Annotated in this window: 15 protein-coding genes and 1 pseudogene; 7 read left to right on the plus strand and 9 right to left on the minus strand. The window is 69.1% G+C overall.

What is annotated here, in order from left to right; all coding sequences use genetic code 11:
• Nucleotides 1-115: 115 nt before the first annotated feature.
• On the minus strand, nt 116-2,800 hold the full coding sequence (locus tag OG390_RS14880) for a PAS domain S-box protein (protein WP_406168168.1): 2,685 nt from the start codon (nt 2,798-2,800) through the stop codon (nt 116-118).
• Between the two features lie 447 nt (nt 2,801-3,247).
• Here OG390_RS14880 and OG390_RS14885 point away from each other — a divergent pair, with 447 nt between their 5' ends.
• From OG390_RS14885 to OG390_RS14905, 5 genes are all read left to right on the plus strand, one after another.
• Nucleotides 3,248-4,789 carry a choice-of-anchor P family protein gene (locus OG390_RS14885; protein ID WP_406168170.1) on the plus strand — a complete coding sequence of 514 codons (1,542 nt, stop codon included), beginning with the start codon at nt 3,248-3,250 and terminating at the stop codon, nt 4,787-4,789.
• Nucleotides 4,782-5,120, plus strand: coding sequence for a hypothetical protein (locus tag OG390_RS14890; protein ID WP_406168172.1), 339 nt, complete (start codon nt 4,782-4,784; stop codon nt 5,118-5,120). Before OG390_RS14885 ends, OG390_RS14890 begins: the two co-directional genes overlap by 8 nt.
• Before the next feature lie 268 nt (nt 5,121-5,388).
• Nucleotides 5,389-6,729, plus strand: coding sequence for an L-lysine 6-transaminase (gene lat, locus OG390_RS14895; RefSeq protein WP_406168173.1), 1,341 nt, complete (start codon nt 5,389-5,391; stop codon nt 6,727-6,729).
• A 64-nt stretch (nt 6,730-6,793) separates the two neighbouring features.
• Nucleotides 6,794-8,347, plus strand: coding sequence for an aldehyde dehydrogenase family protein (locus OG390_RS14900; RefSeq protein WP_406168175.1), 1,554 nt, complete (start codon nt 6,794-6,796; stop codon nt 8,345-8,347).
• Nucleotides 8,344-10,536, plus strand: a complete 2,193-nt coding sequence (locus tag OG390_RS14905; protein WP_406168177.1) for a thiamine pyrophosphate-dependent enzyme — start codon at nt 8,344-8,346, stop codon at nt 10,534-10,536. Before OG390_RS14900 ends, OG390_RS14905 begins: the two co-directional genes overlap by 4 nt.
• Before the next feature lie 216 nt (nt 10,537-10,752).
• Here OG390_RS14905 and OG390_RS14910 read toward each other — a convergent pair whose 3' ends face one another.
• The 4 genes from OG390_RS14910 to OG390_RS14925 are packed head-to-tail and all read right to left on the minus strand — an operon-like array spanning nt 10,753 to nt 19,120.
• The gene (locus OG390_RS14910; protein WP_406168179.1) at nt 10,753-14,031 is read right to left on the minus strand and encodes a type I restriction endonuclease subunit R; all 3,279 of its coding nucleotides are present in this window, start codon (nt 14,029-14,031) and stop codon (nt 10,753-10,755) included.
• A complete protein-coding gene (locus tag OG390_RS14915) occupies nt 14,028-15,296 on the minus strand; it encodes a restriction endonuclease subunit S (protein ID WP_406168180.1) in 1,269 nt (422 codons plus the stop codon). Before OG390_RS14915 ends, OG390_RS14910 begins: the two co-directional genes overlap by 4 nt.
• The gene (locus OG390_RS14920; protein WP_406168182.1) at nt 15,289-16,923 is read right to left on the minus strand and encodes an N-6 DNA methylase; all 1,635 of its coding nucleotides are present in this window, start codon (nt 16,921-16,923) and stop codon (nt 15,289-15,291) included. The genes OG390_RS14915 and OG390_RS14920 overlap by 8 nt, the downstream gene beginning before the upstream one ends.
• Nucleotides 16,924-16,951: 28 nt before the next feature.
• Nucleotides 16,952-19,120, minus strand: a complete 2,169-nt coding sequence (locus tag OG390_RS14925; RefSeq protein WP_406168184.1) for a hypothetical protein — start codon at nt 19,118-19,120, stop codon at nt 16,952-16,954.
• A 960-nt stretch (nt 19,121-20,080) separates the two neighbouring features.
• On the opposite strand from OG390_RS14925, the gene OG390_RS14930 reads away from it, so the two are divergent.
• Together OG390_RS14930 and OG390_RS14935 are read left to right on the plus strand one after the other, a co-directional pair.
• Nucleotides 20,081-21,526, plus strand: a complete 1,446-nt coding sequence (locus OG390_RS14930) for an ATP-binding protein (RefSeq protein ID WP_406168186.1) — start codon at nt 20,081-20,083, stop codon at nt 21,524-21,526.
• A gap of 218 nt (nt 21,527-21,744) precedes the next feature.
• Nucleotides 21,745-21,972, plus strand: a pseudogene (locus tag OG390_RS14935) (transposase); the annotation flags it as partial.
• Nucleotides 21,973-23,045: 1,073 nt separating this feature from the next.
• On the opposite strand, the gene OG390_RS14940 reads toward OG390_RS14935, so the two are convergent.
• The 4 genes from OG390_RS14940 to OG390_RS14955 all read right to left on the minus strand — a co-directional run bounded on the left by OG390_RS14940 (nt 23,046) and on the right by OG390_RS14955 (nt 26,933).
• Nucleotides 23,046-24,722, minus strand: coding sequence for a phytoene desaturase family protein (locus OG390_RS14940; RefSeq protein ID WP_406168188.1), 1,677 nt, complete (start codon nt 24,720-24,722; stop codon nt 23,046-23,048).
• Nucleotides 24,723-24,902: 180 nt separating this feature from the next.
• A complete protein-coding gene (locus OG390_RS14945) occupies nt 24,903-25,340 on the minus strand; it encodes a DUF6069 family protein (RefSeq protein ID WP_406168190.1) in 438 nt (145 codons plus the stop codon).
• A gap of 87 nt (nt 25,341-25,427) precedes the next feature.
• Nucleotides 25,428-26,165: a TetR/AcrR family transcriptional regulator gene (locus OG390_RS14950; protein WP_406168191.1), complete on the minus strand. Its 738-nt coding sequence runs from the start codon at nt 26,163-26,165 to the stop codon at nt 25,428-25,430.
• A gap of 123 nt (nt 26,166-26,288) precedes the next feature.
• Nucleotides 26,289-26,933: a DsbA family protein gene (locus OG390_RS14955; protein WP_406168193.1), complete on the minus strand. Its 645-nt coding sequence runs from the start codon at nt 26,931-26,933 to the stop codon at nt 26,289-26,291.
• Nucleotides 26,934-26,943: the final 10 nt, after the last annotated feature.

A 26,943-nucleotide genomic window follows, 5' to 3' on the forward strand; every position in this document is an offset into this window, starting at 1 on the left:
GTCCGCTTCTCCCGGAGGCCTGCGGGCAGACTGGTCCCGCTGAACGCGGCGTTCTCCGTCGCCGTTCCCCACATCCGTGACCGGTGCGGCCCGCGGCTTGCGTGCGTCGCGCGCTCTACAGGGTGAGGCTGAACCAGGTGGTCTTTCCCTCGTCGGTGGGGCGGACGCCCCAATCGTCGGCAAGGGTGCGTACCAGCAGCAGCCCGCGCCCGGAGTCCTCGTCGTCGGCTGCCAGGCGGGGCTGGGGAAGATGGGGGCTGCAGTCGCTGATCTCCACGGTGAGTTCGGTGTCCGTGCGGCACAGGTGCAGGCCGATGGGGCCCTCGGCGTGCTGGACTGCGTTGGTCATGACTTCGGACAGCAGGAGGCACGCGTCGTCGACCGCGTCTGGGCAGTCCCAGGAGGTGAGGGCCTTATTGAGGACGACGCGGGCTTCGGACACGGATTCCGGGACGGCGGGGAAGTCGGCGGTGAGGGTGACCAAGGGTGCGGCCGGCAGTTGAGTGAGCAGCAGCGTGACGTCGTCGTTGTGGCTTTCGGCGTCGGGCAGCAGGGTGGCGAGGACGTGGTCGGCGACCGTTTCGAGGCCGGGCGTGGTGGCATAGAGGTCGTTGAGCGTGGCGACGAGCTCGGAGAGCTGGTCCTCGATGTCGCTGCCGGGGGTTTCGATCAGGCCGTCGGTATACAGCACGAGAGTGGCGCCGGGCGGCATGACCGCCCTGGACTGCTCGTAGAGCACGCCGCCCACACCGAGCGGCGCGTTCACCGGCGACGGCAGCGCCCGGGCGCCGTCGCCGGGTACGGCGACGAGGACTGGCAGGTGCCCGGCAGAACACATGGTCACCTCTCCTGCGTCGGAGGCGACCACGACGTAGCAGCAGGTGACCAGCTGGTCGGGGACGTCGAGGTCGGCGACGCAGGTGTCCAGCGCCTGCATCAGCTGGCGGGGTTGCATGCCGGTCTTGGCCAGGGCATGAGCGGCGGAACGTAGCTGTCCCATGACGGCGGCGGCCTCCAGACCGCGGCCCATGACGTCGCCGATGAGGACCCCGACCCGGCCCGCGCCCAGCGGGATGAGATCGAACCAGTCGCCGCCCACACCGGCTCCCTGGGTGGCGGGCCGGTACCGACTGGCGGTGGTCAGACCGGGGATGGCCGGCGGGGTGCCCATGAGGCTGCGCTGCAGGGTGAGGGCGATGTGGCGCTGCTGCTGGTACAGGGCGGTGAGCTCCGCCTCGGCCTTCTTGCGGTCGCTGACGTCGCGGATGATGGCGCACGCGCCCACGACCGTCCCGTCGGTGTCCCGGGTCGGCCACAGGGTGACGTCCACATCCAGGAATTCGCCGGACCGGGTAACGCGCAGGGTCTCGTAGCGCTCCACCTTCTCACCCTGTCTCATCCGCTCCAGGAGCATGTCGATCTCATGCTTCCGGTCGGCCGGGGCGAGGAGGCACACGTGATGTCCCAAGACTTCCTGCGCGGCGTAGCCGTACAACCGCTGGGCTGCGGAGTTCCAATACGTGATGCGACCGTCGAGCGTCTTGGCGAGGATCGCATCCTGCGAAGATTCGACGAGCGCGGCGAGTTCGCCGATGCGCCGCTCTGCGGCTTTGCGTTCGCTGACGTCGCGCACGGCGGCGGAGACGAGAAGTCCGTCAGAGGTTTCCAGCGGGCTGAGACTGATCTCGACGGGGAACTCGGTGCCATCCTTGCGCAGACCGTACAGATCGAGTCCCGCACCCATCGGGCGGACCTGACGGTTGGCCGCGTAACCCTCGCGATGCAAGCCATGGTGGCCGTGGAACCGTTTGGGGACGAGAAGTTCGACAGGACAGCCAAGGAGTTCGTCACGCGGGTAACCGAAGAGCGCCTCGGTCTGAGCATTGACGAGCCTGATGATGCCGGTGTCATCGACGATCACCATGGCATCCGGAGCGGCTTCCAACAGCCCCCGAAACCGCTCCTCCGCGGCTTTGCGTTCGCTGACGTCGCGCACGGCGGCGGAAACGAGAAGTCCGTCAGAGGTTTCCAGCGGGCTGAGACTGATCTCGACGGGGAACTCGGTGCCATCCTTGCGCAGACCGTACAGATCGAGTCCCGCACCCATCGGGCGGACCTGACGGTTGGCCGCGTAACCCTCGCGATGCAAGCCATGGTGGCCGTGGAACCGTTTGGGGACGAGAAGTTCGACAGGACAGCCAAGGAGTTCGTCACGCGGGTAACCGAAGAGCGCCTCGGTCTGAGCATTGACGAGCCTGATGATGCCGGTGTCATCGACGATCACCATGGCATCCGGAGCGGCTTCCAACAGCCCCCGAAACCGCTCCTCCGCGGCTTTGCGTTCGCTGACGTCGCGCACGGCGGCGGAAACGAGAAGTCCGTCAGAGGTTTCCAGCGGGCTGAGACTGATCTCGACGGGGAACTCGGTGCCATCCTTGCGCAGACCGTACAGATCGAGTCCCGCACCCATCGGGCGGACCTGACGGTTGGCCGCGTAACCCTCGCGATGCAAGCCATGGTGGCCGTGGAACCGTTTGGGGACGAGAAGTTCGACAGGACAGCCAAGGAGTTCGTCACGCGGGTAACCGAAGAGCGCCTCGGTCTGAGCATTGACGAGCCTGATGATGCCGGTGTCATCGACGATCACCATGGCATCCGGAGCGGCTTCCAACAGCCCCCGAAACCGCTCCTCGGACACCTCCGATGAACCGATCACCCTGCCGTGGACGTCGCACCGGCAGGACTGCTCCCGCCCGGCCTCGGCGGGTTGGGGTGATCCGGTTCTGCCCAAGTTGCCCATAACCGCCTCAATCAATGCACTTGTGATGGGTTGCGTCATCCCAGCGCACCGGGGTGCAGCGGGATGCGGCATGTCGCTTACTGGCCAGACATCGGTCGAACCTGCCCGTGTCGGACACCCAACGCACGTAACGGCTGACCCCGCACTGACAGGACTCGCCGTCGCACGACAACCATTTGTCATGTCCCTTACTTGTCGGCAAGGTGGTGTCCCCGTGGCGGTCGGGATGTCGCGGGGACACCGGACCGTCATGGGGCCGCCCGGTCACAAGGAGGGGATTCCGTGCCGGTTCTTCATGACCCCCGGCGCACACTCACGCGTGCCCCGGCGCGCGGCCGGGCACACCGACGTCTGTCATCCGCCGTACTCACCCTGTTGCCGGCGCTGTTAGGTGCGCTCGTAGCGCCCGCCACCGCATCCGCCGATCCCGGTGATCCGAATCCGAACATGATCGACTGGACCGTCGTCGACACCTTCCGGGGGACGGCGGGCAACGACATCCCGTTGCGTGAAGGACAGAACGACTGCAAGACACCTCAGTGCAACCCTCCCGTGGACGGCTTCGGCAGGCGGCACATCCTGGAACACGGTGTGGTGCCCGACCACGACGACATCCAGGAGACCGTCGGCACGGAGGGCTTCCGCGTCCCCGCCCCGGACAACCGGATGATCTGCACCAACACGGACGCCAGCCTCGTCGTCGTGTACGTCACCCACAACGATCCGCGCTCGGGCGACGGCAGGCCGTTCGGGATCATCACCGCCTACTACTTCCTGCCCTGCCTCCAGGCCGCCGACTGCCCCGGTCCCGAGCAGCCCCACAAGGTGGACACCGCCCTGACCTACACCGGTACCGACAGCGCGGTGAACGGATCCCGGGCCCGCCTCTCGGCGAAGCTCACCAACGTCTTCGGGACGCCGGTCGACGGCCGTGCCGTGCGGTTCGCACTCGGCACCGGGGCCACACAGCAGACGTGCACCGGCACCACCACGGCGTCGGGCACGGCCAGTTGCACCCTCGCCTCGGTCGACCAGCCACAGGGGACGTCGAACGCGGTGCCCGTAGCCGTCACCTTCGGCGACGACGACTACAACCCGTCCAGCACGTCCGCCGAACTGGGCCTGACCTCACCGACCGAACTCGACTACACCGGCGTGACGCACCTCGCCAACGGCACTCCGGCCCAGCTGGCCGCCGAGCTCACCGACTTCCACGGAGATGCGTTGCCGGGGCGCAGTGTGCGCTTCGTCCTCGGCACCGGTGAGGACCAACAGTCATGCACCGGTACGACGGGCGGCACCGGGACCGCTACCTGCACCGTCACGTCGGTGGACCAGCCGCTGACCGACTCCGCCAACGTCCCGCTGCGCGCGTCCTTCGCAGGTGACGCCGGCTACCTGGCCTCCGAGACCTCCGCACGGCTGATGCTCCAGCACGCGACGGGCCGCGCCTACGGCCTCTCGGCGCACGTCGCTCTCATCGGCGTACCGCTCCTGGAGATCGAGCCGCAGCCCGACACCGGGACCGTCCGTACGGCGGACGTGACCGCAACCGACACCCCGTGCTCGGCCGAGTACAGCTCGCCGCTGCTATCGGTGCAGAAGCTGTGCCCCAAGGTCACCACGACGCTCACCCCCGGCAAGGTCACGGCGACCTCGACGGTGGCGCAGGCCCGCATCGGGCTGCCCGGTGTGCCGGTCATCGAGGTGTCCGGGCTCACCGCGGTCTCCAGCAGCGAGTGCGGGAGGACCACGGGCAGCACCACGCTCGCCCTGAAGATCGCGGGAGTTCCGGTTACGGTGTCGGGTGATCCGAATACGGAGATCCCGCTCGTCGGAGGTGGTCGGCTCATCGTGAACGAACAGCTGCCCTCGACCGGCGCCGATGCCGGCCTCAAGGTCAACGGCGTCCACCTCGTCCTTCCCGCCGGTGGCGGTGAGGTCGTCCTGGCCGCGACCGACAGCGCGATGCACAACTGCGGTGACTGACGACCACGCCGGTTGGGGCGGGCCGCAGGAATACACGGACGTGTTCCTGCGGTGCGCCCACCAGGCTGTCTTGGATCTTTGCGACCGACGGGGCGGCGAGTTCGAGTCGCTCACCGGCGAAGCCGTGTCCGACGCAGCGGACAACGTGGTCGTCGCCGCCACCGCGGTGGTGCTCTTCCGTGGCCGTCGCTGCGTCTTCCGCCGGGGCATCTGGCCGCCGAGCCACCCCGCCACCACGCAAGCCGCCATCTACGCGACCGTCCTGGAGGAACGACTGCTGACGCGGGTCCACCCCCGGCTCGGCGACGACGTGTCGCCGGTCGACCTCTGAGAGCGCGCACTCACGAGCGTCGGCTCAATGCGCAGCTCCTCCGCTCGGACTGGCCGTCGTGGCACGAGCGCGTAGCAGCCGATTGCTCGCCCGCGTCGTCGCCGTTGACGCCGTCACGGCGGCCGGATCAGCCCCCCGTTCGACGCATCCGCATCTACCGCTGCACGAAACCTTGCGACCTCTACCGCCTCATATCTAAAATATTTTCGCTGATTCTCGCGTTCAACGAAGTTTCTTCGGTAGACGGCTATCGAGAGTAGGTGCCTCCATGACGGTTGCCGCAGTGTCGACAGTCCACCCCGACGAGGTGCACGAGAGACTCGGCCGGCATGTGCTGACCGACGGTTTCAAGCTCGTGCTCGACCCGCTCGGCAGCCAGGGCTCGTGGATCGTCGACGCGCGCACCGGTGGGAAGTTCCTCGACCTCTACTCGTTCTTCGCGTCCGCCCCGCTGGGGCTCAACGCGCGGGGCATCGTGGACGACCCGGAGTTCATGACCCTCCTCGCGCAGGTGGCGGCGAACAAGCCCGCCAACCCCGACGTCTACACCACGCACTACGCCGAGTTCGTCGAGACGTTCGCCCGGGTGCTGGGCGATCCGGACCTGCCGAGACTGTTCTTCGTCGAGGGCGGGGCGCTCGCCGTCGAGAACGCGCTCAAGACGGCGTTCGACTGGAAGAGCCGCCGCAACGAGGCCGCAGGCCGCTCCCCCGAGCTCGGCACCAAGGTGCTCCACCTTCGGCAGGCGTTCCACGGCCGCAGCGGGTACACCCTCTCGCTGACCAACACCGAGCCCAACAAGACGGCCCGCTTCCCGAAGTTCGACTGGCCCCGCATCGACGTACCCGCGGTGCGCTTCCCCCTCGAGCGCCACCTCGCCGAGGTCGAGGAGGCCGAGCGAGAGGCCCTCGCGCAGGCGCGGCGAGCGTTCGAGGACAACCCGCACGACATCGCCTGCTTCATCGCCGAGCCGATCCAGGGCGAGGGCGGCGACAACCACATGCGCCCTCAGTTCCTGCAGGCGATGCAGGCGCTCTGCCACGAGTACGACGCGCTGTTCGTGCTCGACGAGGTGCAGACCGGGGTGGGGATCACCGGCACCACCTGGGCCTACCAGCAACTCGGTCTCGAGCCGGATATCGTCGCCTTCGCCAAGAAGGTCCAGCTCGGCGGCATCATGGCCGGCCGCCGGGTCGACCAGGTACCCGACAACGTCCTCCGGGTCTCCGGGCGGATCAACTCCACCTGGGGCGGCGGACTCGTCGACATGGTCCGGGCCCGCCGCATCCTGGAGATCATCGAAAGGGACGACCTGGTGGCCAATGCCGCTGCCGTGGGAGCGTGGTTCCTGACCGAACTGCGTGATCTCGAAGTCCGGCACACACCGCTGGCGGCCAACGCGCGAGGCCGCGGACTGATGTGCGCCATCGATCTGCCTGACGGCGCCGTGCGCGACGACGTGGTGCGCAGGCTGCGAACCGAGGAGCAGGTGATCGCATTGCCGTGCGGTGAGCGTACGGTGCGCTTCCGCCCTGCCCTGTCCATCAGCCGGGACGAGCTCGGGTTCGCCCTGCGGGCCCTCGACCGGATCCTCGCCGGTCTCCACTGACCCGTACCGGACGATCCCGTACCAGCCACCCCAGCCCAACCCACCCGAAAGGCAGGGCAAAGACATGGCCCGTTCCGTCGCCTCGATCGTTGCCGGCCATCCGGTCGCCGGCGCTCCCGGCGGGACTCTTCGGCGCCCCAATCCCGGTCGTACCGCCGAAGTGGTCACCGAGGTCTCGCTCGGGGACGCCTCGACCTTCGTCGAGGCCGCCAGGGCCGCGAAGGCGGCTCAGCCGTCCTGGGCGGACGTCCCGGCGCCGGTGCGCGGGTCCGCGATCGGAAAGATCGGCCGGCTCGTCGAGGCGAACAAGGACCAGCTCGCCCGCATCGTGACCGAGGAGATCGGCAAGCCGCTGGCCGAGGCACTCGGCGAGGTCCAGGAGATCATCGACACCTGCGACTTCTTCCTGGGCGAGGGGCGCCGGCTGTACGGGCAGACGGTGCCCTCGGAGATGCCGGACAAGCAGCTGTTCACCTTCCGCAACCCCGTGGGCGCGGTCGCGGTGGTCACCGCCGGCAACTTCCCGGTGGCCGTGCCGTCCTGGTACCTCGTACCGGCGCTCGTGACCGGCAACACCGTGGTGTGGAAGCCCGCCGAGTACGCCGCCGCGAGCGCCAAGGCCCTCTTCGAGCTGTTCGTGCACGGAGGGGGCTTGCCCGACGGCGTACTCAACCTCGTCCTCGCCGACGGGGAGCAGACATACGCCGGTCTGGAGGCCTCCCTCGACGCCGGCCTGGTCGACAAGGTCGGCTTCACGGGTTCCACGGTCGTCGGCCAGAAGATCGGCGCCCTGTGCGGGAGCCACCTGCAGACCCCGTGCCTGGAGCTGGGTGGCAAGAACCCCCAGGTGATCACCCCGAGCGCCAACCTCGACCTGGCGGTCGAGGGGGCGTTGTTCTCCGGGTTCGGCACCGCGGGGCAGCGCTGCACCTCCCTCGGAACGCTCATCGTGCACGAGTCGGTGCACGAGGACTTCCTCACCCGCTTCGACGCCGCGAGCCGCGCGGCCCGGATCGGCGACGCGTTCGAGGACGTCCTCTACGGCCCGATGCTCGACGAGCGCTTCGCGCATCGCTACGAGACCTTCCTCGGCTGGATCAAGGACCACCACCGCACCTACGGCTCCGACGGCATCGGGCGGATCACGGCCGACAACCCGCGCAAGGGCTTCGTCGGGGACCCTGAGGCGGGCATGTTCTACCACCCGGTGATCGTCGACGGAGTGCGCCGCGACGACGACCTGTTCCTCAACGAGACCTTCGGCCCCATCGTCGGAGTGACGACCTACCGGGACCTCGACGAGGCCGTCGATCTGGCCAACGCCCACGGCTACGGACTGTCCGCCGCGATCTACACCAACGATCCGCACGAGGTATGGACGTACCGGCGCGGCATCTCCGCAGGCATGGTCAGCGTCAACAACACCACCTCCGGAGCCGAGGCCCACCTCCCCTTCGGCGGCAACGGCAAGTCGGGCAACGGCAGTCGACAGTCGGGGCAGTGGGTGCTCGACCAGTTCACCCGCTGGCAGTCGATGAACTGGGACCACTCCGGCCGTCTGCAAAAAGCGCAGATGGACGTGGCCACGCTCGAGCCCGACCTGTCGTTCCGCCTGTGAGCGCCGTCGAGGACCTGGACCGGCACTTCCGCGAGGCGGTGGCCGGTCTACGGTCTGCGGACGCGGCGATCCCGCTGCGCGACACCGGCGGACTGGACACCGGTACCGCACTGGACCTGTTCGACGCCCAGTTGGAGAGCCGGCACACGGACGCCGCCGCACGCTGGATGCAGCAGCAGGGCCGTGGCTACTACACCATCGGATCGAGCGGGCACGAAGGCAACGCCGCACTCGCCCTCGCCCTGCGCCCCACCGACCCAGCACTGCTGCACTACCGATCCGGCGCCTTCTACTGCGCCCGCGCCCGGCAGGCCGGCGGCGTCGACGCGGTCAGGGACATGCTGCTGGGGGTGGCCGCCGGGGCCGAGGAGCCGATCGCCGGTGGACGGCACAAGGTATACGGGCGCCACGAACTGGCCGTCATCCCGCAGACGTCGACCATCGCCTCCCACCTGCCTCGAGCGGTCGGTGTGGCATGGAGCATCGCCCGCGCCAAGCGGCTCGGAACCGAGTGCACCTGGCCCGCCGACGCCGTCGTCTGCTGCTCCTTCGGCGACGCCTCGGTCAACCACTCCACGGCGGCAGGCGCCATCAACAGCGCCTGCCACGCGGCCTACCAGGGCCTCCCGATGCCGATCCTGTTCGTCTGCGAGGACAACGGCCTGGGCATCAGCGTCCCGACACCGCACGACTGGGTGCGGCAGGCCTACGGCAGCCGGCCTTCTCTCACCTACTTCGCCGCGGACGGCTGCGATCCGCAGGCCGCCTTCGACACCGCGCGCGAGGCAGTGACCCACGTACGCAAGAGCCGGCAACCCGCCTTCCTGCACCTGTCGATGGTGCGCTTCCTCGGCCACGCGGGCTCGGACGCCGAAGCCGCCTACCGCACGCCGTCCGAAGTCGCCGCGGACCTGGAACGCGACCCACTGCCGGCCACGGCCCGGCTGCTCACAGCGGCCGGCATCCTGTCACCGCAACAGGTTCTCGACCGGTACGACGAGGTGAGCGGACGGGTGTTCGCCGTAGCCAAGGAGGCCCTGGAGAGCGAGCCCCTGACCACCGCCGCGCAGATCACAGCCCCCATCGCACCCCGCCGCCCCGGCCTCGTGGCGGCTACGGCACTCCGTACAACCGAACCACCCACAGCCCCCGTGGGCGAGCCCGTCACATTCGCCCAGGCCATCACCCACACACTCGCCGACCTGCTGGGCAGCCACCCGGAGATGGTCGTCTTCGGCGAGGACGTCGGCCGCAAGGGTGGGGTCTACGGTCTGACGCGGGGCCTCCAGCGGCGTTTCGGTACCGCGCGGGTCTTCGACACCCTGCTCGACGAGCAGTCCATCCTCGGCCTCGCGCTGGGGGCGGGCCTGTCCGGACTACTGCCGGTTCCCGAAATCCAATACCTCGCCTACCTGCACAACGCCGCAGACCAACTGCGAGGCGAGGCCGCCACGCTCCAGTTCTTCTCCCAGGGCCAGTACCGCAACCCCCTCGTGGTCCGCATCGCCGGCTACGGCTACCAGCGCGGCTTCGGCGGCCACTTCCACAACGACAACGCGCTCGGCGCCCTGCGCGACATCCCCGGCCTGGTCATCGCCTCCCCCTCCCGCCCCGACGACGCGGCGGCGATGCTCCGCACGTGCGTGGCGACCGCGAAGGTGGACGGCACCGTCAGCGCCTTCCTGGAGCCGATCGCGCTCTACCACACGCGAGACCTCCACGAGGAGGGCGACAACGCCTGGCTGGCGGCTTACCCACCCCCCGCAGACCACGTACCGATCGGCCGAGCCCGCACCTACGGCACAGGCACAGACCTGACCCTCGTAACCTTCGGCAACGGCCTCCCCATCTCCCTGCGAGCCGCACGCCGACTGGATCAACAGGGCATCGCCGGCCGGGTCGTCGACCTGCGCTGGCTGGCCCCCCTCCCGCTCGACGACCTGCTGCGGGAAGCCCGCGCGACGGGACGCGTCCTCGTGGTCGACGAGACCCGCCGTACGGGAGGTGTGTCAGAGGGAGTCGTGACCGCCCTGGTCGACGCCGGATTCACCGGGGCGGTCGGACGGGTCGCGAGCGTGGACAGCTTCGTCCCGCTGGGGAAAGCAGCTCAGTTGGTCCTTGTGTCGGAGGCGGACGTCGAGCGCGCCGCGACCGAGATGCTCTCTGCAGGCCCACATACTCAGAGGTGATGGCTGGTCAGGCGGCAGTGGACACCGGTGACTTCGAGGCGCCCGCGGATGCTGCGCGAGCGCCTTCGACCGAGCCGGCCGTGCTCGACCGACCGCGGGCAAAAGCCGGTGTCATCGGGAAGCTGGTCAAGGTGGCCGGCGGGTGGGCAGCAGATTCCGGTACGGCGGGCAGCAGGGTTCAGCGTTCCCCGGTCGACTCGGTCTCGTGGTCCGGCGCTACTTCGCCCCGGGCGCCCACAGCGCGGCCACGATCTCCATCTGCTTGAGGACCAGGTCGATCGCCTCTCGTTCCTCCTCCGGCGGGTAGTCGAACATCGCCAGAACGCGGCGGATTCGGGTGCGCAGCTTGGCGCGGACGGGCTCGCGAGAAAGCCAGTCGACGGAGAGGTTGTTCCGGATGTCCTTCACGAGCGCTCGGGCGATGTCGGCGAGCGTGTCCTGGCCGCCCTCCATCAGTTCGGCCATGTCGCGGTGGGCGACCGCGTCGTAGAAGGCCAGCTCCGCGTGATTGAGCGGTGGGTCGAAGCGCTCACCGCGACGGGCTTCCTCGGACACCTCCCGTGCCAGCGCGGCGAGTTCGGCGATGACCTGGGCGCTGGTGAGCTGGTGGAGCATATAACGCTTCATCAGATCACTGAGGCGCTCGGAGAAGCTCTCGTTCCGGACGACGTTGTGCTTCGTCACCTCGCGCATCTTCTGCTCGATCATGCGCCGCAGAGCCTCCGCGACCAGGTGCGGGGTCTCGGAGTTCTCCAGCTTGCGCAGCTGGGCCTCGTTGAGGCGGGTGATGTCCAGCCGGCCGATCCCCGCCTCCGCGTACAGATCGGTGATCTCATCGGCGTCGACGACCGAGGCCGCCAGGGCCTGGAGGTAGCGCTGCACCTCGGCGCTCAACGGCTGCCCACTCGCCTCGCGTTCGGCGGCGTCGAGCTTGACCATCCAGGCCCGCACCTCGCTGAAGAACGCGATGTCGCGGCGCCAGTCCGCCAGGTCCTCGCAACGCTCGGCGATCTCGCGGCTCATCGCGCAGACGCGGTAGAACCGGTCGAGCCGGGCAGCGCTGTCCTTGAAGCGGAGGGACAGCGGCTTGGCAGCGGGTTCCACCTCGTTGCCCGGGGTCTTCGGGTCACGCAGGAAGTTGGAGGTCAGGCGCAGCGCCCGCTTGCGCGACTCGGACCGGCCGGTGTCGGCGAGCCACTCCTTCCAACGACAGCCCGCCAGCAGCCCCTTAATGGTGGACAGTTCGTTCTTGACCTCGGTGATGGCCCGTTCGATGTCCGCGCCGAGGGTCTGGTCCTTGCGGTCCTGGTCGGAGTACTCGCGCAGGGCCTTGGCGAGGTTGTCGGTGAGGGGCGCGTAGCCGACGAGGAGACCGTCCTGCTTGCCCCGGAAGCGGCGGTTGACGCGGGCGAGAGCCTGCATCAGGTTGGCGCCCTGCATGGGACGGTCCATGTAGAGGGTGTGGATGGGCGGCGCGTCGTAGCCAGTGAGCAACATCGAGTGGACGATGAGCAGCTCGAGCTTGTCATCGGGCTTCCTGGCACGGCCTTGGATCGTCTTCTGCTGAGACTTGCGCAGGGCGTGCTTGCGCAGGTGCTCGGGGTCGGAGCGGTCGCCGTGGAAGACGATCTTCATGACGCCCTTGTCGACCTCGTCGCTGACCCAGCCCGGCCGCCGCTCGGCCAGCGCGTCGAAGAGCCGTACGCAGATCTCGCGCGTGGCGCACACGACCATCGCCTTGCCGGGGCCGCCGATGTCGGGCTTGACGAGTTCGCGGCGCACTTCCCAGTGCGCGATCAGGTCGTCGGCGAGGGTGGCTATCCGGTCGGGGGCGCCGTAGACCGTGTTCATGGTCGCCGCATACTGGATGGCGCGGCGGCGCTCGGCATCGTCCATGCCCTCGGTGAGGGTGTTGGCCTCCTCGTCGATCTTGTTCGGGTCGACGTCGGGCGGGAGCGACACGTCAATGACGCGCGGCTCGTGGAAGACCCTGACTGTGGCCCCGTCGTCCACGGCCCGCTTCAAGTCGTAGATGTCGATGTATTGGCCGAAGACCGCACGGGTGTCGGCCTCGGCCTTCGAGATCGGCGTACCGGTGAAGGCCAGCAGTGTGGCGTACGGGAGCGCGTCGCGCAGGTGGCGAGCGTAGCCGTCAAGGCTGTCGTAGTGGGAGCGGTGAGCCTCGTCGACGATCACCAGGATGTTGCGGCGCTCGGAGAGGAGGGGGTGCGCCTTGCCCGCGTCCTTCTCCTCCTTGCTCAGGCCGAACTTCTGGAGGGTGGTGAAGACGATCCCGCCGACGTTGCGCCGCTTCAGCTCGGTCCGCAGCTCTGCGCGGGTGTCGATCTGGTGCGCCTTCTGCCCGAGCAGGGTCTCGCTGTCCAGGAAGGTGTCGTAGAGCTGGTCGTCGAGGTCGTTGCGGTCGGTGATGACGACGATCGTGGGGTTGTTGAGCGCCGGGTGACGGGAGACGAGCGCCGAAGTCTCCACCATCTCCTCGGACTTGCCCGCACCTTGGGTGTGCCAGACGACGCCGGCCTGCCCGTTGGTCTGGGAGGCCTCGACAACCGCCTCCATCGCCTTGTTGACCGCGAAGTACTGGTGCGGCTTCGCGATCCGCTTGCCGGAGAGGGGCTCGCCCGGCTTGGGCGGGGTGAAGTTGACGAAGTTCCGGGTGAGGGAGAGGAACCGGTCCTGCGTGAACAGGCCGTGCAGGGCGAGGTTCACCGCCTCCAGGCCGTCGTAGTCGGGCGCGTTGGTGTCCACGCGCTGGCCCTCGTGGTCCACATTCCAGGGCGCGAAGTGCTCGTATGGGGTGAAGACCGTGCCGTACTTGGCGGTTATGCCGTCCGAGACCAGGCAGAGCACGTTGTAGCGGAACGCGATAGGGAACTCCGAGACGTACGTCTGAAGTTGGGCATGCGCGGTCTTGAGCGTCGCGGTCCCGGCGGCGGCGCTCTTCAGCTCGACGACGGCGAGGGGCAGGCCGTTGACGTAGAGGACGACGTCGAAACGGCGGTGACTGCCGTCGGTGTCCCTAACGGTGACCTGGTTGACGGCGAGGTAGCTGTTCGCGTCGGCGTCCGTGAAGTCGACGAGGCGGACGGTCGGGGTCTGCTCGGCGCCGAACTCGTCGGTGTACGTCAGCCGGATACCGGCGGTCATGTACTCGTGCGCCTGCCTGTTCTCAGGATACGCCTCGCGGGAAGCGGGGTCGGTGGCGATACGGAGGGCTTCGTGGACGGCGGTGGCGGACAACTCCGGGTTCAACTTCGCGATGGCTGCCCGGAGTTCGTCGTGCAGGATCAGGTCGTCCCAGTCACGGCGGTGACCGGTGCCGGGGGCGAGGTCTTTGCCGGCCTTGATCTCCCAGGCGAGCTGGCCGAGTTCGTCCATGGCGAGGTGTTCCCATGTGGACTCGGTCATCTTGCCGTCGAGGTGGGCGGGGGTGTGGGGGGTGGCGTGCTCGTGGTTACGGTCACTGCCGCTGGTCATACGGCATCCTCCACGATCCGCTCGGCGTCACGGACGCGGAGCTTGCCGGACATCAGTTGGGGGAGGAGGGTGTCGCGGAGGGTGGCCAGGGTGCGCGATTCCACGGCTGCCTGCAGCGCCCGGTCCACGAGTGGTTCCGCCGTGCTCCTGAACTCCGAGAGACGGTCGACCGGCGGCTCCACCACAGGGATTCCCTTGACCGCAGTCGAGTTGATACCAGGGATGGCGGCCCCCGTACCACGCCGACGCATTTCTCCCATAATGGCAGCCGAGGAGAGCCAATAGTATCCGAACTCCTGCCCCAACTCAGGATTCATACGAACCCGATAGACGTGCTCATTGATGCACATCGTGGTGAACGGGAAACCATTGCCGAACATGGAGACATGCGGCTTGAAATCGCCTGGCTTCCCGCCATCCTTATAGACCAGAATGTCGCGATCCTGCAGAACACCCCGCTTCATGCCGGCGAAAAACTCTTCCGGTACGTATTTGACTTTTCCGAAGTCGAACCGCGCCAGGCGAACGATACTTTCGGCCCCAATGCTCGGCACACCCGACGCGTACTTGGCCACGCCTCCCCTGGGGCGGCTGCCTGTCTCCACCGTCGTCGTCGCCGCACCCAGGTCCGCGGCCTTCCATCCCGCCGGCAGACTCACGCCGTCGATCACGTACTGGAAAGCCTCGGCGAAGCACCGCTCAAAGAGCGCCTTCCCGAGATCATCAACCGTGTCCAGGAGGTGTTCGTCGGCCGCGATCTTGTCGTCCAGTGCCCCGAGCACGCTCGCGATCCTCCGCTGCTCGGCGAGGTCGTCAGGCACACGAAGCGGAGCGGCGGCAAGCGTGGTCGCGCTGGCATTGGGCTGTGCCGATTTGTCACCGAGCACGCCGCGCACATAATCCCAGTACTGATTGCCCTTGAGTGCATAACCGATGAAGCGCGAATCGTACCTGTCTGAAATCTTCAGCCGGACCAGGTACGAGGCGAAAACGGCACTGTCCGGAACACTGCCCAGCCACCTGCTCACACCGGTGGTCGCCCCTGTCCGGGCAATCACGATGTCTCCAGGTGAGACAACGTACTTATCCGTCTGTTCCTCGGTCACGACGACGAAGGGGACATCATTCCAGGAAAGCGAGTGCCCTACAATGTCCGTGATTCGGAGAAAGCGTGTGCCCGTATCCTGTGACGATGCGCTCGCGGTCAACCCGTAGTCGACGGAGTCGCAAGCGTCACGCAGCTGAATCGTCGTCCACTCAGTCATCGATTTTCTCCAGCTGCTCCCGCACCACCACGTCGAGCCGCGCCGACTCGTCCAACTGCTCGAAGAGCCGCTTCGTCAGCCGCGCGATCCTCTCTCCCAACGGCTCCGCGTCCGGGTCGTCCTCGACCTCCGTCGCACCCACATATCGCCCAGGTGTCAGCGCGTAATCATTCTTCTCGATCTCCTCGAGTGTCGCGCTGTAGCAGTAGCCGGGAACGTCCTCGTACGAAAGACCCTTGTCCCTCGCCGACTTGGTGCCGCGCCACGCGTGGTAGGTGTCGGAGATCTTCTCCAGGTCTACTTCCGTGAGAATGCGCTCCGTGCGGTCGATCATCGTCCCCATCGCCCGCGCCTCGATGAACAGCACCCGGTTTCGACGGTCGTTGAGCGCCTTGACACCCTGCGGGGACTTGTCCTTCGTCAGGAACCACAGGCACGCCGGGATCGCCGTCGTACGGAACAGGTTCCCCGGCAGCGCGATCATGCAGGAGACGAGGTCCGCCTCGACCATGGCCGCGCGGATCTCCCCTTCTCCCGACTGCTTTGACGACATCGAGCCGTTGGACAGGACCACGCCCGCGCTGCCCCGGTCTCCCAGCTTCGAGACGATGTGCTGGAGCCACGCGTAGTTGGCGTTCGACTGCGGCGGGGCGCCGTACCGCCACCGCCGGTCGTCCGACTTCCTCGCCCAGTCCGACATGTTGAACGGCGGGTTGGCCATCACGAAGTCGGCCTTGAGATCCGGCAGTTTGTCGTCGGCGAAGGTATCCGCCCAGCGCTCACCGACGCCCTTCGGGTCCATGCCATGAATGGCGAGGTTCATCTTCGCCAAGCGCCACGTGCGCTCGTTGGCCTCCTGGCCGTACACCGCGATGTCGTGCGTGTGGTCCCTGCCGCGCCGCTTCGCGACGAACTTGCCACTCTGCACGAACATGCCGCCCGAGCCGCAGGCCGGGTCGTACACCCGACCCTCGTACGGCTCCAAGACCTCGACGATCAGGCGGACCACGCTCGCTGGAGTGTAGAACTCGCCGGCGCGCTTGCCCTCGGCCCGGGCGAACTTCTCCAGGAAGTACTCGTAGGTCTCACCGAGAACGTCCTGGGCCGGTCGGTCGCCGTGACCGGTGAAGCGGGCGTCGCTGATGAGGTCGACAAGTTCCTTCAGGCGCTTCTGGTCGACGTTGTCGCGGTTGAAGATCTTCGGGAGGACACCAGTGAGGGTCTTGTTGGCCTTCATCACCTCGTCCATGGCCTCATCGAGGAGCTTGCCGACGCCCCCCTCCGCGCTGGAGGCGTTCTCGGAGATGTAGTCCCAGCGAGCCGTCGCGGGTACCCAGAAGACGTTCTTCTCGGTGTACTCGTCCTTCTCCTCAAGGAACGCCGCACGCCGGTGTTCCGGGATCTGGGCCAGCTCCGGGTCGGCGGCCAATTCCTCGCGGCGCTCGGCGAACGCGTCGGAGACGTACTTCAGGAAGACCAAGCCAAGCACGAACTCCTTGTACTGGGCGGCGTCCATGGAGCCGCGGAGCTTGTCCGCTGCCTTCCACAGGATGTCCTGGATCTCCTTGGTGCTGGAGACACCGGGCAGTTCACCCTGTCCGGCGGCGGCTCGCTTGCGGGGAGGCATCGTTCCTTCTTCCTGGTGTCAGTGAATGTCAGTCGGCGTGCTGCGTACGGGTGTCGTCGAGGGTGAGCGTGCCGTCCGCCAGGCCGGCCACCGTCAGGCGGCGGGCCTCGGCGAGGGCGTCGGCCTGGGCTCTCAGCAGGCGCTCCCGGCGTTCGGTCTCGGCCAGCAGGGCGTCGAAGCGCGCGACCTCGTCCGGGTCGAGGTCGGGGAGTTGATAGTCCTCGATACGGCGGGCGGGGCGTACCGCGCTCGGGCTGCGGCCGGTGCCCCGGGCGGCGCCGAGCAGGGCCGCCAGGACACGCGAGGTCAGCCGACGTTCGGCGTCGGGGTTGACGCGGAGGATCCGGGCCGGGAAGGCGACCACGGCGAAGCCGTCGTGGTCGACGTACAGGCCGAGGTGCGGCGCGAGAGTGTAGACGACGTCGCCGGGCTCGGTGAGCGCCACCCGCTCGTACGCAGTGGCCAGTAACAGCCGGTCGATGCGCCGCGTTTCGACGGCCCGGCTGCCGGTGATCTCCTCGGGACCGAGGACGACGTGGTGGCCGTCCTCGGTGATGTGCCGCTCGTCGACACGGTGGCCGGGGAGCCGGGTCACCCTGCGCTCGGAGATCAGCTTGCCGAGGGTGGTCCGCCGGGGCAGGCGGCCGACCCGGCGCAGTACGCCGCCTCGGTACGGACCGTGCTGGTCCCCGTAGGTTCGGGCGTCCGTCGTCGCGCGCTCCAGGCGTGCCTCGGCCTCGGCGATCAGGGCGGGGCGCTCGGTGACCTTGCTGGACCAGATCGCGGAGGCGGGCGGCGCAGGCGGAGTGAGCGGGCCGCCGAAGGCTCGGTCCAGGTCGGCGACGGGGACCGAGCGGCCGTAGCGGGGGTCGTGGCCGTCAAGTGCCCGGAAGCCCTCGGCGCGCCAGAGGAGGACGTCCTCCGCGAGCCGCATGCGCACGGCTTCCGTGAGGGGCTCGAAGCTGATGTCGGCGAGTAAGACCTTGCCCTCCGCGGCCGGGACGGGTTCGCGGGTGAGCGTCCAGAGCGCGGGCCGGTAGCCGGGACGGAAGGGCAGGACTCCGCCGGGGAGCGCAATGACGGACTCCACCACGTTGCTGCGCAGGAGGGCCGAGCGGAGCTGGGACTCCTCCGTGCCCTTGAGTTCGTCCACGAGTGCGTCGGCCGGTCCCAGGACGAGGGCAGTGCAGCCGGGGCGGAGGAGGTCGGCGACGCTCTCGACGCCCGCCAAGGCTGCGAGGATTGAGCGATCCTCGCCGGGGCGGTAGGGGAGCTGGGTGACGACGAGGTCCGGGTCCGCGAGGCGTTCTTCCAGGTCGGGGCCTGTCCGCACGTCCAGATCGAGTTCGCTGACGCCCGCGAGCAGGAGTCGGCGGCGCGTGATGCGGGCCAGCCGCTCGTCGGGGTCGGCGGCGAGAACGGTGACGCGCTCCTGGTCCTCCGCCTCGCCGAGGAGTGCGGCGAGCAGGTCGCCGGCGCGTGCATGTGGGTCGGCGAGGGTGACGGACTCGCCGCGCTCCAAGCGGACACGTAGGTCGGTGAGCTGGGTGAGCAGGCTCCGCAGCTCGGGGGCGACCGCGTCGGCGGCGAGGGAGTCCAGGCCCAGCCGGGAGCGGGAGGCGAGCAGCCACTCGTACGCGCCGCGTTCGTCGTAGGCGGCCTCGACCAGGTCCTCGGCGAGGCGGGCGAGCGGGGCCGCGGCGGCGTCAACGGAGCGCAGCTCCCGCAGGACGAACTCGTCCTCCACGTCGATCCGTTCGGCTCGGCGCAGCACCGCGGACCACAGAGACCTGTCCGCTTCGGCATCAGTCAGGGACGCATCCGAGCCGTCGACCAGCGGTCGGCCGTCGAGCCGGCGCAGACACAGCAGGCTGCCGAGTGTCTCGACCAGCTGCCACGGGGTGAACCGGGCCCGCAACGCCACGATGCCGAACAGGGCCAGCTCGGAACGGAGTTCGGTCGCGTCGGCGTTGCCCAGACCGGATGCGATCAGCCACTCGGCCACCTGCGCGCCGTCGAACTGCGGCCTGCCCGCGTTCTCGGACACGGCAGCGGGGAAGTCCGGGTAGCGTCGACGCCAGGTGGAAACCACTGGGCGCTTCACCCGCGCGAAGGCGGCGATCTCGGACATCGAGACCAGCAGGGGTGCCTTTGGGGAGGCCCAGGAGCGCAACGTGAAATCCGGCAGTTCGGTCACCACAGCGCGTATACCCACCCCTCTGTCTATCGTTGCGTCAGCTGTTTCGGTCCACGAGCTCCGGGCCGAACGCGCCCCTCGTGCTCCTCACAGAGGCCTTTCGTCCGGCCCGCAGAGAACGATACGGCCATGTCGTGGCCGATAATTGCAAGGCCTCGATAATGGGGGTTATCAGATATGGACTTGTCCATTCCGGGCGCCCTCCCGAGGCTTCAGCCAAGCTCGCCCGAGAGGCTCGCCGCGACACTCCGCGAGGCGTTTGGGACAGGGCGCGACGGGCTGCCCAAGGGGCCGACCCCGCTCCGGGTTCGGCCAGGGCACGAGACTGCTGGAGATCAAGGCCTGGCATCGACCGCACTGACACGCACGATCGCGACCAGTTCCCTCGATCGACCCGCCCCGATCTGCAACTCCGTGCACAACGACTCGACCGGGAGCATCAGCACCACAGGAAGCTGTCTGGCCACCAGGGCACCGGCTTCCAGGCCAGGCCAGGGCAGGGCAGGGCAGGGCAGGCGCCGCTGCGAGGCTCGCCGCCAGCGAAACGACGACCCCGGTGACACGCCCTGATCCCGGGTCTGCGTGCACAACCCGTGCGCAATCGCGCGGGAACTCCTGGGTGAACCGCAGGTACAGGCACGAACTCCCACCGGACTCATTGTGGCCCTGGCCAAGAAGTCTTCCCTGGTCAGGGCCACGTTGGCAGACGAGTCGGGCTGTACGCCGGGGATGGTTGGCGTGATGGCGAATCGACCTCCGAGCTGCGTGGACGCTCCACGCGACCAGAGGCAGTGCACATTGCGTGCACGGCGAGGCGGGAGGACTCCACACGAGCCTTGGCGCATACTCGTTGCCCATCCGCCATCCCCTGTTACTCAACGCAATTAATCAGCTACTCGGATTTCCCATACTATGGTTCACTTGAGTATGTTCAGCATGAGCAAACTCGAAAGGTGACCCATGGCGGGTTTCGTAGGCCGCAAGTCCGAGCTGGCCGCCCTGGAGCGCCACCTCGCCTGGGTGCGCGACGGCCGGGGCGACCAGCGCGGCCGGGCCCTGCTGCTCCGCGGTCGGCGTCGGGTCGGGAAGTCGCGGCTCGTGGACCTCTTCTGTGAGCGCGCCCAGGTGCCGTACGTCGTCCACCAAGCCACCCGGGGCGAGGACGCCCACCGGGAACGGGCCCGCTTCCTCGCCGAGGTCCGGCACTCCTCACTGCCCGACACCACCCTCCTTGCCGGCGTCACGACCGTCGCCGAATGGGACACCGCCCTTCGTCAGCTCGCCGCGGTGCTCCCGGACGACGCCCCCAGCATCGTCGTACTCGACGAACTGCCCTGGATGCTCGAAGGTGACCCGGTACTGGAAGGCACACTGCAGACCGTGTGGGACCGGGTACTGAGCCGGAAACCCGTGTTGCTCATCCTCATCGGCAGTGACCTGGCGATGATGGAGCAGCTCTCGGCGTACGGCCGCCCCTTTCACCAGCGAGGCGTCGAGATGGTGCTGTCGCCACTCTCCCCCTCCGAGGTCATGGCAATGACCGGGCTCCCTGCCGCGGACGCCTTCGACGCCCATCTGATCACCGGCGGCCTGCCGCTCATCTGCCAGGAGTGGCAGGAAGGAGAGAGCCGCGTCGACTTCCTTACCCGCGCCCTCGACGACCCCACCTCCCCCCTCCTCGTCTCGGGCGAGCGAATGCTGGCCGCCGAGTTCCCCACCGCCCTCCAGGCCAGGCACGTGCTCTCCGTGATCGGAAGCGGTGAGCGGACCTTCGGAACGATCGCCGCGAAAGCCGGGGCGGCCGAACGACCACTCCCGCCCGGCTCGCTGAACCCCGCCCTGCGCACCCTCGCGGACAAACGACTCATCGCCGTCGACACGCCTCTCTCCACCCGCCCGGGAGACCGCGACCGCCGCTACCGCGTCGCCGATCCCTACCTCCGTTTCTGGCTCGCCTTCCTGGAACAGGGGATCCCGGAGATCGAGCGCGGGCGCAGCCGGATCGTGGTCGAGGCGGTCGAACGCGGATGGACCTCCTGGCGCGGGCGGGCGATCGAACCCGTCGTGAGAGAGTCGCTGGCCCGGCTGCTCCCCGACGACGCGTGGCCGCAGGTGCGGGAAGTGGGCGGCTGGTGGCCTCGTACGAACAATCCCGAGGTGGACCTGGTGGGGGCGGACCGGTCACCGGCACGCGAGATCGGATTCGTCGGCTCGATCAAATGGCACGAACGCGGCTCCTTCGACCACCGCGCCCTGGCCGCGCTGGCCCGGGACGCCCTGGCCGTACCCGGCGCCGACGAGGACACTCCGCTGGTCGCCGTGTCCCGCTCCGGGGTCACGGTGGACGGGCTGGCGGCTACGTACGGGCCGGAGCAGCTGATGAGGGCCTGGGGCCCCGCTGCGTGAGCTCTCCCCTGCCCCTAGAACGGGCTGGTGAGCAGGCTGTGCATGGGCTTCCTCCACAGGGCGGGCGGGAGTCGAGGAGTCGGCCTCGGTGCCCGTGAGGAGGAGGGTCGGGTTGCCGAGAGCCTCGGGGGCTCCAACTGGCACTAACAAAAGCAGTTGATCATGTGACTGTTGGGTCGTTTGGTCTGGTCGTGGGGAAGAGACAGTCGCGGCCGTGGATCGTGTCGGATGAACTGTGGTCGCTGGTCGAGCCGTTGCTGCCGGAGCCGGGGCCGAAGCCGGTGGAGGGCCGGACACGGGTGCCGGACCAGCAGGCCCTCTGCGGGATCCTGTTCGTATCGCACACCGGCGTCCAATGGGAGTACCTGCCGCAGGAGTTGGGCTTCGGCTCGGGCATGACCTGCTGGCGGCGCCTGGCCGCCTGGAACGCGGCCGGGGTGTGGGACAACTACTGCCCCTGCTCGACAAGATCCCGCCGTCGCCGGTGCCGTCGGCCGACCACGCCGGAGACCGGACGCTCTTCTTGCCGACCGTGGCTACGACCACGACTGCTCACCGGTGACGACGAGGCATCCGTGGCTACCTGGCTGCTCTCCTCAGCGGCGCTGCCTACGTTGTGTGGGACGGGACTTCTCCCGCCGAGTCGCATGCCCGGACCTACGCGCGCCGACTTCGGCACACCCGGCGGAAGGGCATCGAGAGTCTGGGACTGGAACGAGCGGTGCAGCTCCTCGGCCGGTATGCCCAGCCGGTGCGCCTTGGGCAGGTCACAGCTGCCGATGGGGCATGGGTCTTCATGCTCTTCCTCGCCGAAGACGGCGGCGCACTGGTGGCCTGCACTGGCGTACGGCGGGCGGGCGAGTAATCACCGCTTTAGACGTTCGGCCTACCGCGGGCTTGGCTGGGCCCAGCTGCGCGCACGAGAGTCATCCGCGGCCGCCCAATGCTGTGGTTGTCCATGGTCGTTGATGTCAGTGTTGGATGTCAGCGGCACAGCTCCGGCACAGGACAGATCTCCAAGGGCTCGTCCGGCCGATCGGCCCAGCTCCACCAGACGTGCCGACCGGTACACCTCCACAGCGATCGGCAGGTCCGCAGGCCATCGTCCTTCCTCTCGGAGAGCACGAGGCCACCGGACTGCATGGGCCGGCCGCACTCAGGACAGGCCGGGACATCGCTGGTCATGCGGCGCACCCTAACGGAACGCGACCGTGGGTCCGCGGCGGGTTGCAGTACGACCGCTTCGTCCCGAACTCTCGGCTTGGGGGTCATTGGGGGTCTGTTGGGCTGGTCAGGCGGCCGTCGACGGCCAGCTGCGGTCACGGCGATTGCCGTACTTCGCTGCTGTACTGCAACGACTCCGGAGGCCCCTTGGGTCTCAGACAACGCAGCAGGTCACGACGTCCCAGGCCTCTAAATAGCCCCTCTCACGCAGCGCGGAGCGCACGGCGCCAGGTCGGAACCGGCGGTGTCCGCCCGGCCTCCGGCGGCGGCTCCGGCGCCGCCGGAGGCCGGTGGGTCAGCCGATCCGGGCCAGTCCGCGGGCGTCGCGCCGCCGGGCGCCGCGGGAGACGGCCAGCGGGTCCCAGTCCGCGGTGCGCCCCGGGAGCAGGTCCGGGTCGCCGAGGACCGCGCCCCGGTGGACCTCGGGGAGTAGCCGGCGCTCCAGGATCTGCGCGGCGCAGGCCATGCCGCTGACGGCGGCGCCGGCGATGCCGCTGCCGTACCGGGTGCTGGCGCCCACCACGTGCAGCCCATCGATCGTGCTGCGGGTGTCGGGGCGGCTGCCCGCGGTGCCCCACCGGGCCAGCCCGTAGGGGGTTCCCCCGGACGCGAGGGTGTACCGCTCGTGGGTGAGGGGCGTCGCCGTCTCCAGGTGCACGATGTGGTCGCGCAGCGGGCCCAGCGCGGTCTCCGCCGCGCTCAGGATGGACTCGGTGAGCTGGGCCTTGCGCTGCTGGTAGTCGTGGTTGCGCCGGTAGCGCTCGCCGGCCGCCGGGCCGGTGCTCGCGCCCCAGTACGCGTACCCGGGCGGGCACAGCGTCATCACCTGGAGGTTGCTGTGGCCCGGCGGGCAGACGTTGCGGGCGCCCGGGTCCTTCAGGGAGGCGAAGGAGACGAAGAGGAAGGGCACCGGGTCGACGCGCTCCTCGGCCAGCCGCCGGTAGGCGGTCTCGATGTCGTCGTCCCGGAACCACCACAGATTGGCGTTCGGGCGGTCGGGCAGTTCCCGGTCGAGGGCGAGGTAGAGCGTGGCGAACGGCAGCGCCATCCGCGCCTGCCGGGTCTTGTCCGCCGTGCGGCGGCCGAGGTGTTCCTCGCCGACGAGTTCGAGGACGGTCCGCGTGTAGTCCGCGTTCGACACCACCAGCGGGGCCTTGAGGAGTTCGCCGTCCGTCGTCCCCACGCCGGTGACCCGGCCGCCGTCGACGAGGATGCGCTCCACCCGGCACCTGGTCCGCAGTTCGCCGCCGTGCGCCTCCAGCGCCTCGACCAGCGCTGCCGGCAGTACCTGGCCCCCGCCCTCCGGGTAGTAGGCGCCCCGGAGGTAGTGATCCGTGACGGCGGCGTGCCGGGAGACGACAGCCTCGTGCGGTCCCATGCCGTAGTTGGGCGACTGGGCGGCCAGTACGGTCCGGACGCGGGCCGGGAGCCCGCAGTGGCCGAAGAGCTCGGCGAGCGTACGGCGTCCCCAGCGGACCGTGACCGAGGTACGGGCCAGGAGCTCGGTGCCGGTCAGGTCGCCGGCCGACAGCATCAGGAAGCGGGCCTCCGCCGCGATGTCGGCGCAGATGCCGGTGAACCTGGCGATGCCCTCCGCGTGCTCCGGGAACGCCCGCGTGAGCCGCTCCGTGTACCGCTCCCATCCCACCGGGACGTCCAGGGTGAGGCCCGGCAGAGTGATCCGGTCGAAGCCGTCCCGGTCCATCTCCCGGTAGGTGATGCGGCCGGCGAGACCGAGTCCGGAGAAGATCGCGGGCAGCACCCCGTCCGGGCCGCAGTCGCCCAGATAGTGGACGCCGACGTCGAACTCGTAGGCCCGGCGGCGGCGGAAGACGTGGCTGTTGCCGCCCGCCACGTCGTGCTGTTCGAGCACGAGCACGCGGCGTCCGGCGGCGGCCAGATAGGCGGCGCACACCAGGCCGCCCATGCCGCTGCCGACGACGATGGCGTCCCACTCGTCCTGCTTCACCATGCGGGTCAACCGTCCTCTTCTCGCGGTTCGCGATGCGTGCTCGGCCGGGACCGTCCCGGGGTCTTCCGGAGGGGGTGGGTGACGTCCTCGCCCCGCGGGCGGTGTCCCGGGTCCCCTCCCGTACGACGACGGCCCTTCCGGACCGGGTCCGGAAGGGCCGTCACCTTCGGCTGTGCCGACTCACCCCCGCGAGCGGCGGATCGCCTCGAGCGCGGCGATCGCGATGCCGCCGACGAGCAGGTGCATCACGGCGATCGTGGTCGCGGTGCCGCCGTCGGTCTCCAGCGTCAGCGGACCGACGAGGCTGACCACCGCCACGGCGGCGGCCAGGATCTGGGCCACCCTCAGGAAGCCCGGCCTCCACCGCGCCAGCAGGACGGCGGCGGTGACGCCCACCGCCGGCGCGAGCACGGACACGATGATCACGTCGGCCGCGCCGATCTCGTCCGGCTTGCCGTTGAGCTCCAGGACCAGCGAGGCTCCTGCGGCGTCACCGATGATCAGGACGATCACGTTGGCGACCGCGGCGATGACGGCGGCGCAGATCACGGCCTGCCAGGCGGGCAGCCCGCGTCGGCCCTGGACGGTGTGGGTGGCGGCGGGGTTGGTACTGGCCATGGGGCCCTCCGGATGTCGTGTCACACCGGGCACGGGTGTGACCGCCCCCGGTGCGGTGGTCGATGCGGTGCCCGACGCCCGAGGGCGTCAGACGCCCAGACGCGCCGCGATGCCGTCGAGGACGCAGTCCAGGCCGGTCTCGAACTGCCACTGCAGGTCGTCCTTGCGGGTGGCCTCGCCGATGTAGCGGTTGTACTTCGGGTAGCGGCCGGTGTTCATGAGCCAGGCCATCTGGGACGCCAGTCCCGAGCGGGCCTCCTCGCGGCTGGACCAGCCCCGTACGCGCAGCATCCGCGTCAGGCCGATCTCCAGGTCGACGGCGCCGTGCACGTACGCGGTGACGGTGCTGCAGACCGCCATCGCCGTGTCGGCGTCGAGACCGACGCCGTCGAGCGCGGCGAGCGCGCTCTCCGGCACCGCCAGCTGGTTGGGGGTCGGCGCGCACCAGCTCACCCGGGCCACCCAGGGATGCGTCAGCAGCACCTCGCGGATGCGCAGGGCGAGCGTCCGCATGGCCTCCCGCCAGTCGGCGTCGCCGTCCGGGAGCTCCAGCTCCGCGTAGACGAAGTCGACCATGAGCTCCAGGAGCTCGTCCTTCCCCGAGACGTAGCGATACGCGGCCATGGGAGCGACGCCCAGCTCGGTGGCCAGGCGTCGCATGGTGACGGCGTCGATGCCCTCGGCGTCGGCGATCCCGACCGCGGCCGTGGCGATCCGCTCGGGGGTGAGCGTCACGCGGGGGGTGGGGACCGGGCGGTCGAGCCGCTCCCACAGGGAAACGTGGTCCCCGTCCTCGCTCTGGGGCTTTCCCTCCTGGGCAAGCATCGCCGGGCTCCTTCCGATGCGCTTGTGTACAGCGTATCAGAGAGTAGACAACGTACATAGACGACAGGAAACGGCCCTCGACAGCGCACCGGACCCGGGGGACACGCCCGCCCCCGGCGGGGATCAGGCCGGGCGGACACCCGTCCGCAGGGCGCGGTACAGGGTCTCCTCCGGCTGCACGCCGGTCATCGTCGGCACCCCGTCGACCACGACGACCGGCACCCCCGTCACGCCCTGCCCGCGCACCCGGTCCAGCCGCTCCTTCAGTTCGCCGGCGCTGTCGCGGGCCGCCTCCTCGTCGGTCCGCACACCCGCCTCGGCGGCGAGGGCGGCCAGCACCTGGGGGTCGCCGATGTGCAGACCGTCGGTGAAGTGGGCCCGGAACAGCCGCTCCGTCATCGGCTCCGCCAGGCCCTGCCAGCCGGCCATCAGGATCAGCCGGTGCGCCTCGAACGTGCCACTGGCCAGCGCGCGTTCGTAGTCGAAGCGCAACCCGTCGGCGGTGGCCCGCTCGGCGAGGGCGAGCGCGTCCGTGACGGCCCGCTCGCCGAAGACGTGCCGCAGCACGTCGAGCAGCGGCTGTCCGGTGGTCGGCGCGCCGGGCGCCAGCTCGAAGGGCAGGACCTCCACCCGGGCCTCGACGCCCTCCTCGCGCAGTCGGGCGACCGCCCGGCCGAGCCGGGTGAAGCCGATGTACGAGTGGGCGCAGATCACGTCGACCACGATCTGCACCCGTACGGCCTGCCGTGTGTCCCTCTGCTGTGCCATCTGCCGGTCT

Source organism: Streptomyces sp. NBC_00996 (assembly GCF_045162675.1).
Taxonomy (GTDB): Bacteria; Actinomycetota; Actinomycetes; order Streptomycetales; family Streptomycetaceae; genus Streptomyces.

Coding starts and splice junctions, on each gene's coding strand:
- OG390_RS14900 (WP_406168175.1), top strand. CDS start 6,794: ATGGCCCGTTCCGTCGCCTCGATCGTTGCCGGCCATCCGGTCGCCGGC.
- OG390_RS14940 (WP_406168188.1), bottom strand. CDS start 24,722: ATGGTGAAGCAGGACGAGTGGGACGCCATCGTCGTCGGCAGCGGCATG.
- OG390_RS14950 (WP_406168191.1), bottom strand. CDS start 26,165: ATGCTTGCCCAGGAGGGAAAGCCCCAGAGCGAGGACGGGGACCACGTT.
- OG390_RS14910 (WP_406168179.1), bottom strand. CDS start 14,031: ATGACCAGCGGCAGTGACCGTAACCACGAGCACGCCACCCCCCACACC.
- OG390_RS14945 (WP_406168190.1), bottom strand. CDS start 25,340: ATGGCCAGTACCAACCCCGCCGCCACCCACACCGTCCAGGGCCGACGC.
- OG390_RS14915 (WP_406168180.1), bottom strand. CDS start 15,296: ATGACTGAGTGGACGACGATTCAGCTGCGTGACGCTTGCGACTCCGTC.
- OG390_RS14930 (WP_406168186.1), top strand. CDS start 20,081: ATGGCGGGTTTCGTAGGCCGCAAGTCCGAGCTGGCCGCCCTGGAGCGC.
- OG390_RS14955 (WP_406168193.1), bottom strand. CDS start 26,933: ATGGCACAGCAGAGGGACACACGGCAGGCCGTACGGGTGCAGATCGTG.
- lat (WP_406168173.1), top strand. CDS start 5,389: ATGACGGTTGCCGCAGTGTCGACAGTCCACCCCGACGAGGTGCACGAG.
- OG390_RS14880 (WP_406168168.1), bottom strand. CDS start 2,800: ATGGGCAACTTGGGCAGAACCGGATCACCCCAACCCGCCGAGGCCGGG.
- OG390_RS14885 (WP_406168170.1), top strand. CDS start 3,248: ATGATCGACTGGACCGTCGTCGACACCTTCCGGGGGACGGCGGGCAAC.
- OG390_RS14920 (WP_406168182.1), bottom strand. CDS start 16,923: ATGCCTCCCCGCAAGCGAGCCGCCGCCGGACAGGGTGAACTGCCCGGT.